The organism is Spiroplasma endosymbiont of Sarcophaga variegata (assembly GCF_965178695.1).
Classification (GTDB): domain Bacteria; phylum Bacillota_I; class Bacilli_A; order Mycoplasmatales; family Mycoplasmataceae; genus Spiroplasma; species Spiroplasma poulsonii.
In genome coordinates this window covers 1273098-1285721 of sequence record NZ_CBCXVU010000002.1, presented here as the reverse complement: position 1 = coordinate 1285721, position 12624 = coordinate 1273098, and the positions used below count along the sequence as shown (strand labels likewise).

General features: G+C 27.6%; 17 protein-coding genes and 1 pseudogene. 3 read left to right on the top strand and 15 right to left on the bottom strand.

What is annotated here, in order from left to right; all coding sequences use genetic code 4:
- The first annotated feature begins 3 nt into the window (after window positions 1–3).
- Together ACOBME_RS08600 and ACOBME_RS08595 are read left to right on the top strand one after the other, a co-directional pair.
- Window positions 4–312 carry a hypothetical protein gene (locus ACOBME_RS08600; protein WP_419334962.1) on the top strand — a complete coding sequence of 103 codons (309 nt, stop codon included), beginning with the start codon at window positions 4–6 and terminating at the stop codon, window positions 310–312.
- Window positions 305–1468 (top strand): annotated as a pseudogene (locus ACOBME_RS08595) (spiroplasma phage ORF1-like family protein); the annotation flags it as partial. The gene ACOBME_RS08600 and the pseudogene ACOBME_RS08595, both read left to right, overlap by 8 nt.
- Before the next feature lie 169 nt (window positions 1469–1637).
- Here the strand turns inward: ACOBME_RS08595 and ACOBME_RS08590 are convergent.
- The 6 genes from ACOBME_RS08590 to ACOBME_RS08565 all read right to left on the bottom strand — a co-directional run bounded on the left by ACOBME_RS08590 (window position 1638) and on the right by ACOBME_RS08565 (window position 3843).
- Entirely contained in the window at window positions 1638–1763 is a 126-nt protein-coding gene (locus tag ACOBME_RS08590; protein ID WP_338965734.1) for a hypothetical protein, read from the bottom strand.
- 27 nt (window positions 1764–1790) lie between these two features.
- The gene (locus ACOBME_RS08585; protein ID WP_338965731.1) at window positions 1791–2213 is read right to left on the bottom strand and encodes a hypothetical protein; all 423 of its coding nucleotides are present in this window, start codon (window positions 2211–2213) and stop codon (window positions 1791–1793) included.
- Window positions 2214–2261: 48 nt separating this feature from the next.
- Window positions 2262–2504, bottom strand: coding sequence for a hypothetical protein (locus ACOBME_RS08580; protein ID WP_419334960.1), 243 nt, complete (start codon window positions 2502–2504; stop codon window positions 2262–2264).
- Between the two features lie 390 nt (window positions 2505–2894).
- Window positions 2895–3356, bottom strand: a complete 462-nt coding sequence (locus ACOBME_RS08575) for a hypothetical protein (protein WP_338965726.1) — start codon at window positions 3354–3356, stop codon at window positions 2895–2897.
- Window positions 3323–3637 (bottom strand): hypothetical protein, encoded by a 315-nt coding sequence (locus ACOBME_RS08570; protein ID WP_338965723.1) that lies wholly within the window; start codon window positions 3635–3637, stop codon window positions 3323–3325. The genes ACOBME_RS08575 and ACOBME_RS08570 overlap by 34 nt, the downstream gene beginning before the upstream one ends.
- Before the next feature lie 20 nt (window positions 3638–3657).
- Window positions 3658–3843, bottom strand: a complete 186-nt coding sequence (locus ACOBME_RS08565) for a lipoprotein (protein WP_419334958.1) — start codon at window positions 3841–3843, stop codon at window positions 3658–3660.
- Window positions 3844–3976: 133 nt separating this feature from the next.
- Here ACOBME_RS08565 and ACOBME_RS08560 point away from each other — a divergent pair, with 133 nt between their 5' ends.
- Entirely contained in the window at window positions 3977–4540 is a 564-nt protein-coding gene (locus ACOBME_RS08560; protein WP_127092690.1) for an inorganic diphosphatase, read from the top strand.
- A gap of 43 nt (window positions 4541–4583) precedes the next feature.
- On the opposite strand, the gene ACOBME_RS08555 is transcribed toward ACOBME_RS08560, so the two are convergent.
- The 9 genes from ACOBME_RS08555 to ACOBME_RS08515 all read right to left on the bottom strand — a co-directional run bounded on the left by ACOBME_RS08555 (window position 4584) and on the right by ACOBME_RS08515 (window position 12605).
- Window positions 4584–5186: a deoxynucleoside kinase gene (locus tag ACOBME_RS08555; protein ID WP_040093117.1), complete on the bottom strand. Its 603-nt coding sequence runs from the start codon at window positions 5184–5186 to the stop codon at window positions 4584–4586.
- Between the two features lie 15 nt (window positions 5187–5201).
- Window positions 5202–5945 (bottom strand): pseudouridine synthase, encoded by a 744-nt coding sequence (locus ACOBME_RS08550; RefSeq protein ID WP_338965717.1) that lies wholly within the window; start codon window positions 5943–5945, stop codon window positions 5202–5204.
- Window positions 5945–6493, bottom strand: a complete 549-nt coding sequence (scpB, locus tag ACOBME_RS08545; protein ID WP_338965714.1) for an SMC-Scp complex subunit ScpB — start codon at window positions 6491–6493, stop codon at window positions 5945–5947. Before scpB ends, ACOBME_RS08550 begins: the two co-directional genes overlap by 1 nt.
- Before the next feature lie 5 nt (window positions 6494–6498).
- Entirely contained in the window at window positions 6499–7260 is a 762-nt protein-coding gene (locus ACOBME_RS08540; RefSeq protein WP_338965712.1) for a segregation/condensation protein A, read from the bottom strand.
- 101 nt (window positions 7261–7361) lie between these two features.
- On the bottom strand, window positions 7362–8672 hold the full coding sequence (locus ACOBME_RS08535; protein ID WP_338965710.1) for a thymidine phosphorylase: 1311 nt from the start codon (window positions 8670–8672) through the stop codon (window positions 7362–7364).
- Between the two features lie 20 nt (window positions 8673–8692).
- The gene (locus tag ACOBME_RS08530) at window positions 8693–9484 is read right to left on the bottom strand and encodes a lysophospholipid acyltransferase family protein (RefSeq protein ID WP_338965707.1); all 792 of its coding nucleotides are present in this window, start codon (window positions 9482–9484) and stop codon (window positions 8693–8695) included.
- A 1-nt stretch (window position 9485) separates the two neighbouring features.
- Complete coding sequence (locus ACOBME_RS08525; protein ID WP_338965705.1) at window positions 9486–9968, bottom strand: dihydrofolate reductase; 483 nt, start codon at window positions 9966–9968, stop codon at window positions 9486–9488.
- A complete protein-coding gene (gene thyA / locus ACOBME_RS08520; RefSeq protein ID WP_338965702.1) occupies window positions 9968–10837 on the bottom strand; it encodes a thymidylate synthase in 870 nt (289 codons plus the stop codon). The genes ACOBME_RS08525 and thyA overlap by 1 nt, the downstream gene beginning before the upstream one ends.
- 643 nt (window positions 10838–11480) lie before the next feature.
- A complete protein-coding gene (locus tag ACOBME_RS08515) occupies window positions 11481–12605 on the bottom strand; it encodes a polyadenylate binding domain-containing protein (RefSeq protein WP_419334953.1) in 1125 nt (374 codons plus the stop codon).
- Between the last annotated feature and the right edge of the window lie 19 nt (window positions 12606–12624).

The following is a 12624-nucleotide window of genomic DNA, read 5'->3' as shown; positions in this document are numbered from 1 at the left end:
TTTATGAAAAGTAATGTAGAAAATAAAAAAGAAAAGAAACAAAATGGTTTGTTTATTTCTTGGATTTATTTAATTTTATATTTTATTATTAGTTTTTTATTAGCGTTTGTGTGTATTTTAGATACAGTTTTAACGATTAGCGAATTAAAAGAAAAATATAGTGGTATAAATGGTTTTATATTTTATGGTTTGTGATTTATTATACTATGAGATATTTTAATAATTCATTATTTTTATGGTTATTTATTTAATAAAATTATTAAATTAATAAAAGAACATCGTAAAAATAAGTTGGTAGAGAATAATGCGTAAGTTTTTAGTATTATTTTCTTTTGTACCAATTTTATTGATTTCTTTTTTCTCGTTAGGGGCAATGACATTACAACAAAACCATAAATCACAACAAACAACAGAAAAAGTAAGAACAAAACGGAGTGCAGAAACTGGTATAAATGAAACTGATTTTATTAATACGATGTTTTTACGCAGCACTTTTTTTGAAAACTGGTCTGAAACAAATTACTTTATTAATCAAACTCTAAAAACATCACAAACATTAACTTATAATGATAAATGATACTTAGATTTTTTAAAGGATAGTTATTCAACGGGAATTTCATTTGATAAACCAAGTGATAAATTTATGGATTTATATAAAAATTGAGATACTTATGCTAAACAATATAATATTGATAAATTCTATGATGTTGATAAAAAACAATTTTTAAAAGAATTAACTAATTTTTCTTATTCTTTTGCTAAGTATTTTAATACAGTTGAAATTATTAATAAATTAGAAAGGGGTATTGATAATTTACAATTAGTTAAAATGATTAATGAGTTTTGAATACAAATTCCTAGAACACAGGCACCTAATAAAGAATTTTTAACTGCTACTAATAAATGATATTTTTATGGAGAAAAAAGAAATGGTCAATATTTGCTTACAAAATTTTATTTTGATAATAATTTTATTAAAAATCAAAACACTTGATGACAACACTTAAAAAATGATTCAGATTTTATTTGAAACTATAATTTAGTATATCGTTGAGATGGAAACGGTGAACCAGAATTACCCGTTGTTGATAATGATGGCAAATTAAAATGATATACTGAATATTATCAAAATTTTCGTTCTTTTTTGCTTAAATATATTGATGTTATTGTACAAGAAAATATCCGAATTCAGCAAGGTGGTAATCCAAACTATGATGACCCAAATTTGGGTAGTGAAAGAATAATTTTTGATTTTGAAATTATTAATAATATGGAAAAATTAGATTGAAAACCTGATGTTATTTTAACTAGAAAATCAATTTATCGGATGATTTTAACAATTGATGAAAATAAAAATATTATTGCTGGTAGTTTAGAATTAACACATTTTAAACAATATTGGGATGGTAATAATGCAAATAGTTATTGGTATACTGATGATTTAGGTTTTTTGTTTACTTTTATGAAAGGAATTATGTAAAATGAAGTGCAACAAATCTTATTAGTCAAATAATACAATAAAAATCATAAAAAATCAATTATAAATTTTTAAAAATCAAAATATTTATAGTTTTTATTTTATTTTAAGGAAAATTAAGCACACTAAAAAATAATTTATTAAATTACTTCAAATAAACCTATTTAAAATTATCTGAAAATACCTCTTTTGCTTTTTCTAAGTCTGTTTTAAGCTTATCATTCTCTGCAGTTTTTTCAGCAAATTTATTTGCTAAGTCTGTTTTTTCTTGCGTAGTTGAATCCAACTTATTTTTAAGCTCTGTTTTTTCTTGTTATAGTTTATTTTTTTCTTGTTCCAAAGCCGCTAATTTTTTATTTAACGCTTCTAATTCTTGATTTGCTGCAGATGATTTTATGTCATTTGCTTTAAGTGCCAGAATAAAATTATCTAATTCAGTTTTCACTAATTTAACACTGTGACTAGTTGATTTTTGTCTTATTAATTGATTTTGTCATATCCCGGTGCGGTTTGGTTCAGCAGATCACATACTAATTGAATAGTTTTCTTTATAAGGTATTCCATCTTCTAACTTATTTCGTTTAATAATAGTTTTCATACTGTCCATACCATTAATATAAATCTGTTTAACCATTTTATTTTTTTCATCTTTAATATTAATTACTTTATAAGTTATGTGGTTTCGACTTAATCGTTTTCCATTATAATAGACATGAAAAGGAACATCATTTCCCAAAAAGATGATTTTTTTGTTTAAAATATCAATTCCAATTTCTCCTTTATATTATGTATCCCCAGCTAAGCCCTTTTGACCTAATCCTCATAATTTAATTTGTTTAAGATATATTCCTTTAGTATTTGGATTATTAGTAGTAGTATTAGTATTATTTTGTAAAATATTATTTTGTTGTAAATGATTATAATTAATAGAATCATTCGTAGTTTCATTTGGTGTCATTCCAACTAATGTTGTCATTGAACTAGTACTAATCGTTAGTATAGTTAATAAACTTAGTAGTTTTTTCATTTTCATTTCACCTTTCTTTTCTTAGCTTAAACTAAGATGATGATATTATATAATGAAAAAAAGAAAATGATTTTCTTTTTAAAATTATTTATAATATTTTAATAAAAATAGTTATTTATTTAATAATTCAAGTAATTATTAAAACAATTTTTCATAATTATTGGTCAATTAAAAGCCATGCATTTCAAAGATGATTAGATGCTTGCCCATTATTAGCGCCATATGCCCCATAGAAAATTGAATCCATTCTTGTTATTCCAAAAGAAAATGCTAAACATAATGAACCATTAGAAACATCAAAAATAATTTTGCCTTTCGTATAACCACTAGTTCCAACCCTTGTTGAAGTATTGTCAATTAAATTATAAATATTAAATAAGTTAAGGTCAACTAATCCCTTCCCTGTGCTATTTCACTTTTCTTAAAATTAGCTAATAATTTTTTCAAGATTTTATTTTTACTACTAATGTTATCTTTTAAATCCGATAAGACATCTTTGACATGAAAAACACTAGAATTGCTAATTACATTGTTCCAAGTGTTTTCACATTTTCGTTTCCGAATATCAATATTATAATAATTATGAAAAGCAACAATAATTTTTCCAAAATTAGTTAATTTTGTTGTTAATCCTTGACTACTAATTAAAATATTACTTTCATAAATTTGATTATTAATCATTAATGCTCCTGATAATGGTAAACCATAAACACTAATATAATTTAAATTGACATTTAATTTTGCTAACATCATATTTTCTTTATCGACATTGAAAACTGGTAAACTTTCTTTGTAAGCTTTAACAAAATTTTCAGTTGTTAATCCACCGGGATTAACCCTTCTCCCGCTCATAATGCTGACTGATAATTTCCTAAATCAAGATTTTTTGGAATTTGTCCAGAATTTTCAGCTGTAATTGTTGAGGATACTACTTTCATTAATCGTTTATAACAAGTATCATCAAAAGCAATTCCTTCTTTTAATTGTAGGGAAATTGTTTTATCATCTCTAATGTTCTGACGTAATTTAGTCACAAAAATATCATCTAACGATTTAACATCCCCAACATAATTTACTTGAAAATTATCATAAATTGATTTAAATTCATTAGTTTTATCAACAACAACATTCACATAATTTTTAAAATAATTAACTAAAACTTTTGTAACTTCTTCAATGGTACTGTGCTGGCAATTTTAGTTAAAATTGCCATATCGTTTTGCATAATACCGTTTGCATCATTACTATTGTCATTTGGTTTTACCGTACAACTAACAATATTAACCGTTCCAATAGTAGTTAATGTTAAACTTCCTAAAATAGTTAATAATTTTTTCATTTATTTTTTCCTCCGAAAAATAATATATTTTTCATATTTATTATAAAAAAAGCAAGTAAAAAAGAAAATAATAACATTATTATTTTTTCTATGTTATATTAATAATTAGGAAATTAATGAAAGGAAGAAAACAATGAGTAAAAATAATGTTTTACCAATTATAGTTGAAATTCCAAAAGGAAGTAGTAATAAATATGAATACGACCTTAAAACTGGTCGTATTATCTTAGATCGTGTTTTATATGGTGCTAATTTTTATCCTGGTGAATATGGTTTTATTGAAAATACTTTAGATTGAGATGGTGATCCCCTAGATGTTATTTCACTAATTTCATATCCAACAATGCCCGGGTGTCAAATTAATGTTCGCGTTTTAGGAACAATTAATATGATTGATAATGGTGAAATTGATACTAAATTAATGGCAGTTGCTGCTGATGATCCTCGTTTTAATCATATTCAAAAATTAGAAGATGTTCCACAACATCTTCGTGATGAAATTGAAAACTTCTTCTTACAATATAAAGCATTGCAAAAAAAAGAAGTTAAAATTAACGGATGAAGTGGTTTAGACCAAGCTTTAAAAGAAATTAAAGAATGTCAAGAACGTTATATTGAATATAAAGACCTTTTAGAAACAAAAGGAAAAGATGCTGTAATGCAAATTTGAAAAGAAAAATGATTAGGACAAGCCTAATAAAAAATACTATTGTTAACAATAGTATTTTTTTATTATTGGATTAGTCAGTTAACTTCTCTGAAATTATTGCTACAATTTCTTCTGGTGTTTTATCGTTTGCATCAATTACTAAAAAATTAAACTTATCTTTTACCCGTTCATATCATTCTTCATATTTACGGTTCAACAAAATTCAATAAGCATTGCCAACGTTTTGTTCACTAGCTCGTCCCCTTTTAATAATTCGTTCCATTGCTATTTCAGGATCAACTCGTAGATAAACCACTAATTCTGGTTTAATATTTTCATCTAAGTATAGACTTTGTAAAACAACAACATCATAAAATTCTTTATAAACTTTATAATCCGTATTATTCATGTATCCCAATTCATATAAAACATCAACAAAAATTGGATCTTCAAGGATGCTTCGATCAAAAATAATATTTGATGTTATTTTTGCTTGTTTTAATTGCTTGCTTCGCGCCATTATCATATACACTTGCATTTTAAAAGCCATATCCTTAGGGTCGGCATAATATTGATCTAAATATGGATTTTCTTCAACTGGTTCATCCATCACCATATATTGATGTTTTTCTCCTAGCATTTTACTAACAGTTGATTTCCCAACTCCAACAACTCCAGCTAATGTAATTCGCATTGTGTTTTCTCTCCTTTATTTTGTTTTTAATTGTGATGCTATCCCAAAAAAACGTTTAATTTCCTTCGGTTTTAAAAAGCGCCACTCGCCCGGTTTTAAAGCTTCATCTAATTCTAAAAAACCAATTGCAATTCGTTTTAATTTAAGAACTTCATGGCCAACTGCTTGAATCATTTTTTTAACTTGATGTTTTCTTCCTTCATGAATTGTTAATAACAAAATAGAAACATCTTTATCTTCTTGGTATTTTACTAATTTTGCCTGTGCAGAACTTGTAACAATACCTGGTTCAATTTCTACCCATGTTGCTAATTGGTGCAACTGGTGTTTTACAAGACAACCAGAAACTAAAACACGATAGGTCTTATTAATAATATGACTTGGGTGTGTAATAATATTAGTAAATTCACCATCATTAGTCAATAGTAATAAACCACTCGTATCATAGTCTAAGCGACCAACTGGATAAATTCGTTGTGGAACACCTTTAACATAATTTAAAACCGTTTTACGGTGTTGGGGATCATACATTGTTGAAACACAATTTCGTGGTTTATTTAACATTAAATAAACTTTTTCATTATTTTTATCAATAAGAAGTTTACTATCAATATAAATTTGATCATCCTTACCAACTTTTGTTCCTAACGTTGTCACAACAATATTGTTAACCTTTACTCGTCCCTGAACAATTAACTCTTCTGCTTTACGCCGAGAACAATAACCCCGTGCAGCAATAACTTTTTGTAATCGCTCCATTATTTAAATAATTCCTGATCATTATCAACAGTTGCTTCTTTAATTTGTGGAAGATCTGCTAATGAAGTTAAATTAAAAACTTTTAAAAACTCATTTGTAATTTGATAAGTCATTGGTTTTCCAGGCAGTTCACTTTTCCCAGCTTCTTCAATTAACTCCCGTGCTCGTAATTTTTGAATTACATTGTCAGAATTAACTCCCCGTAATTCTTCAATTTCTGGCTTACTAATTGGACCCCGATAAGCAATAATTGCTAATGTTTCTAATGCTGCTTGTGATAACCGTGCTTCAATTTTATTGTTTGCTAATTTTAAATAGAAACTATGGTATTCTTTTTTGGTTGTTAACCGATATTTATCAGCAAATGTTGTAATTGTTAATCCCCGCATCTTATTTGTTTGATATTCTGTTTTTAATTTTAGTAACAATTCATTACTCTCTACTTCTGAAATTTCAAGAATATGGGCAATTTCTTTTAAACTAATTCCTTCATCACCACTAATAAATAGTAAACCCTCCAATAAGGCTATTTTTTCATCTAACTTCATTTAGTTTAATTCCCTTCTTTTTTCATATATTTTCGAATATAAATTGCTTCTAAATGTTGATATTGTTCAATCTCAATTTTTTGATGACGAGCTAAATCTAATAAAGCAATAAAACAAGCAACAAAAACTTGTAATGATAGATCAAAATTACTTAATAAATCTTCTAATAATCACTCTTTGTCTTCATTTAATAAGAAAAACATAATTCGATCTGCCATTTCCTCTGGTGAAATTTCAGTAATAACAACATTTGATTCTAATGGTTTTGTTGCATTAATTCGTTCTAACATCTTTAAAAAACTATTTGTTAATTTATCAATATTAATTTTTGATGACAATGGTAATTCTTCTTCTCTAACGACATCACCCTTAATAATTGTTCGTGGTTTTGATAAATATTGAATTCCTTCTTGATGTTGGTCTTTAAAATATTGGCTAACTTCCTTAATTTTTTTGTATTCTAACAAACGATTAATTAATTCATCACGTGAATCTTTTTCATAGTTATCGTCAATCTCAACTTCTTCTTTTGGCAAGACTAACTTTGTTTTTGTTTCAACTAAATAACTTGCCATAGTTAAATATTCTGATGCAATTTCAATGTTTAATTGTTCCATTTCCCGAATATAAGCTAAAAACTGATCAGTAATTTCTGTTAGTTTAATATCAAAAAGATCAATTTCCTTTTCCTTTACTAAGTGTAAAAGTAAATCTAATGGTCCTGAAAAATTATCAAGTTTTACTTCATAACGCGACAAATTTAGCATTCTCTTTCTCCTGTTTTTTATACTCTTAATTAATAATAACGATATTTTAAAAAAATTAAAGATGTTATAAGTAAAAAAGTGATTTTAAATGAATCACTTTTTTACTGAATTATTTCATAAATTAATTCTTGTTCACGTGGTTTTGTACTAGTAATTTTAAAAGTTTGTTTTACTCATTCATAAACTGGTTCAGTAACATAACGATTAGTATATAAAGTCATTACCACATCACCAACAGCAACTTTTTCACCTGTTTTTTTATTAAGATAAATTCCAGTATGATAATCAATCACTTCATCTTTTGTTGTTCGGCCTGCTCCCAAGCGAACAGCTAATAAGCCTAATTCATTTGTATCAGTAATTTCCATATATCCAGCTTGCTCTGCTTTAATTTCAATAATATTTTTTACCTTTAAAATATCTTTTAGCGGTAAATTATTATCAATAAAACTTAAATCGCCACCTTGAGCCTTGATAAAAGCACGGAAATAGCTTAAAGGTTCTTCCGTTTGTAATTTTTCTTGACAAGCAACAACAGCTGATGCTAAATCGGTAAATAAACCAGCTTGGAATAAACTTAACGCTGCTGATTCAGCCACAATATAGTTTAAATCATCTGGTCCTGTTCCTTTTAATGTTTGCAAAACTTCATAAATTTCAATTACATTACCAATTGCACGTCCTAATGGTTGGGACATATTAGTAATTTCCGCCGCAATTTTCTTATTAAATTTAATTCCTAATTCAACCATAATTTGAGCTAATTTTCGTGCTTCTGAAATTGTTTTCATAAAAGCACCACTTCCGCACTTAACATCTAAAACAATGCCATCACTTCCTGTTGCAATTTTTTTACACATAATACTGGCAGCAACTAATGGTAAAGAATCAACAGTTGCTGTTACATCTCGTAACGCATAGATTTTCTTATCAGCTGGAACAATATTATTCGATTGTGACATAATTGATAAATTTGTTTGATTAATAATTTTAACAAATTCAGAAAAGGGAATTTCAACTTTAAATCCAGGAATGCTCTCTAATTTATCAATTGTACCACCAGTTTGCCCTAAACCACGGCCAGACATTTTTGCAACTTTCAAACCAAAAGCAGCAACTAATGGTGCATAAATTAAACTAACCTTATCCCCAATTCCGCCAGAAGAATGTTTATCAACTTTAAATCCGGGAATTGATGATAAATCATAAATTTCACCTGAATTAATCATCGCTTCGGTTAAAAATGAAATTTCAGAAATAGACATTGCTTGAAAATAAATTGCCATTAAAAAGGCTGACATTTGATAATCGGGAATTAACCCCGTTGTGTAACCTTCCACAATAAAATTAATTTCTTCACGAGTTAATTCTTGACCATATTTCTTTTTATCAATTAAAGCTAAAATATTCATAGTTACTAGTTCCTTTTACGTTATGTGTTTTTTTTCTTTAATGAAGCTTTATATTCTAAATAAGCTTTTTTGTGATCGACATCATGGTATTGTTCGATTCCCTTTTGAATAATTTGTTTAACATTATTCGCAATTAACTCTGTTGGTTTTGTCATAAAGGTATCTGGTTTAATTGGTTTATGGAAAACAATATGAACATATTTTTTTCCCTTTTTTTTATATTCCTTATTAAAGATTGGATAAGAATTAATTATTGAAACTGGAATAATTGGCGCATGTGCTTTCTGAGCAATTTTAAAACTACCGGCATGAAATTCCCCCATTTCTTGATTACGACTACGAGTTCCTTCCGGAAAAACAACCATTGTTCTTGGCACTCGAATTAAATCATTAGCTTCTTTCATTAACTCTAAAGCTTGACGAGGATTATCACGGTCTAAAAATAAAACATCAATTAATGTTAAAAAATTTTTAAATGTTTTATCATTTGCTAATTCTTTTTTAGCAATAAAAGCACACGGTGCTGTTTTGTTAAAATCATTTAAAACAAATAATAAAGCTGAATCAACATTTGATTGATGATTAGCCACCATTAAGCAACCTTTATCAACTCAATTGTCACGATCATGAACAATTATTTTAACATCATACACCCACAACATATAACGTGTCCGTTTTTGCAATCAATGGTAACGATATTCTTCAGAAATAATATTGGGATCACGCTTAATTTTTTTACTAATACTTTTTGCCTTCGTAATTGTTCGTAAAAACCGTGGCCATGTAAGGATAATTTTTCAAATATTTAACATACTAACTTTGTTCCTTTCTCTTATAATATTTTATTACAAATTGCTCTGATTCAACGGTTTTAATTAAAATAAATTGTGCTAAATCAAATGTTGGAAAATAAGTGTCTCCTTCATATTTGCCTTTAATATAACTAATAATTAATTCATCAGCATACGGTAAGGTTGCTTCATAAATTTTTTTCCCACCACAAATGTAAATATCATCTGTTGGATTGTACTGATAAATATTGATAATATCATTCAAATTTGTTACTACTTTAACATCAGGATGATTAATAACATAATTTTGATTAGTTGTTAAAACTAATGTTTTTCGATTTGGTAATGGTCCACCAATTCCTTCGTAAGTTAAACGACCAAGCAATATTGTTTGCCCAACTGTTGTTCTTTTAAAATGTTGTAACTCTTCTTTTAAATGTCATGGTAAATGATTATTTTTTCCAATTAAATTATTTTCATCCATTGCTCATAATAACTTAATCATTAAACAGCAACATCTCCTTTAATTAATGAATCTGGATTATAATTTTCAAGGGTAATATCTTCATAACAAAAATCAAATAAAGAATTAATTGTTGGGTTTAATTTCAATGTCGGTAATTTGTGTGGTGTTCTTGTTAACTGCACATTAATTTGCGCAAGATGATTTTTGTAAATATGGCAATCTCCCAACGTATAAACAAAATCACCAACTTCTAATCCTGAAACTTGTGCAATTAAATGCGTTAACAATGAATAACTTGCAATATTAAAAGGAACACCTAAAAACACATCAGCACTACGTTGATATAATTGACAACTTAATTTATTATCTTTTGAAACATAAAATTGCATTAAAGTATGACATGGCGGTAACGCCATTTCCTCAACCTCGGCTGGATTTCAAGCACTAATAATATGGCGACGTGAATATGGATTTGTTTTTAAATTATCTAGCAAAGTCACTAACTGATCAACACCATTAAAGTTTCGTCATTGTTTTCCATATACCGGTCCTAAATCACCAAAAGCAGTTGCAAAAGCAGCATCGGTTTTAATCTTTTCCACAAATTCAGGTAATGACTCATTCTGATATTGTGATGATGCTTTATATTTTTCATATGGTCACTCATTTCAAATTCGAACATTGTTATCAACTAAATACTTAATATTCGTATCACCTTTAATAAACCATAATAATTCATAGACAACTGATTTAAAATGAACCTTTTTTGTTGTTAATAACGGAAAACCTTTTTGTAAATTAAAACGCATTTGATAACCAAAATAAGAAATTGTACCAGTATTTGTTCGATCATCTTTGTCTTGACCGTGATCTAAAATAAACCGTGCCATCTTAAGATATTGTTCCATTAATTTTCACCTTGTTTTCTATTTTTCCATACTTAAATCTTACCTTATTTCAAAATAAAATCATCAGAAAAAATAAAAAAAATATTAACAATATTATTTTTTTATGTTATCATATGAATAATCATAAGAGGTGAATAGCAATGAATAAATTTTTAAAACATATCATTAAAAAATTAAGTTTTCATTAAGTTTATTTATTCCTGGAACTTTTAATCCTCTTCGTAGTAAATATGAAAATAAAACAGAATTTGATTATGCTTATATTTTAACTAATTCAATTCATCAAGAAAATGTTATTAATGAAACAGAAGTTACTTTAATCAACGAAGAAAATAATTGCCAATATAATAAACAAATTATTCGCAAAATTAATCGGTTTTCAAAACCAAATCAAAATGTTCTATTAGTATGCTTAGGTTTTGTCGTTTGATTTTTTAAAGTTAAAAAGAGCACTTTACCACCACAAGTATGATAAAATAATACAAGCAAAATAAATTAACGACCTAAAATATATAACAAAATAATTTTTTCAAATATAACCTTTCAAATATAAATAATGTATAAGAAGTCTAGATTTAACCCTTATCTAGACTTTTTTTATTAATAATAAAAAAATATAAAAACAAGGAATGATTCCTTGTTTTTATATTTTTTTAAATCAGGGGTCAAACGGAACATCAATACCAAATCAACCATTAATTAAATCATGAACTGCTTGTAAGTTAAAGTACAACATAACAATCGCTACTACTGCAACAATTAAGACCGCCAAGACAACAATTAATACGATTGCTCATATTGGTAATCTTCGTTTTTCTGAATCTTCGGCATAGCCCCAAAGGTTTGCATTATTCATTCTTTGATTAAGATTATTACCTTGTGCAAATGGCATTTTAACTGGTTCCATTTGTCCCAAGCCTGCACCATTTGGATTAAATTCTGAAGTTGAATTAAAATCACTTGGAGTGTTAAAACTAGGGGCAGCATTAAAGTCTGGTGTTGGTCCAAAACTTGGCCCTTGATCATTAAAGTTATTTGCTGGACCAAAATTTGGATTTAGTTGTCCAAAATTACTTCCCGTATTAAAATCTGAACCAAAATCATTACCACCTGAATTAGGATTTGAAAATGGAGCAATATCATCATCAAAATCATCATTAAAGCCACCAAAATAACCATCATCTTTATGTTGATGTTTCATTAAATCTGGATTCATAATTGCAAAATGACTACCATCATCATGTGCTTGTTTTTCTTGTCCTGAATGGTTAGCTTCTTGAGGTGTTTGTTGTGGCATCGGTTGATATTGTTGTGTTAAATCTGGTCCCGCCAACGGCGGATATCCCATCATCATTCCTGGAAATTGTGGATATCCCATCATCATTCCTGGAAATTGTGGATATCCCATCATCATTCCTGGAAATTGTGGCATCATCCCATACTGATTCATTCCCATATTAGGCGCGTTATTTACAACTGGTATTAGATATGGTTGATATATAATTGGTTGATAAATTGGTTTGTTGTATTGTGCTTGTAATGTTGTTCCATTAATTCCTAATGCTTGTGAAATATATGATGGATTAAAAGCCGGATTGGGTCCTGCTTTAAAACCATCATTGTCTAACGGAACCTTAATTGGCTTTGACAATGGTGTTAACGGAGGATTTTGATTAAATAAACTACCACTACCTGTAGTATTGTTAGTATTAAAAGAAATCGAACTATTGTCTATTCCCTCGGTAGTTTTTACTCCACTATTATTCATGTGATACCCCCCACTTTAA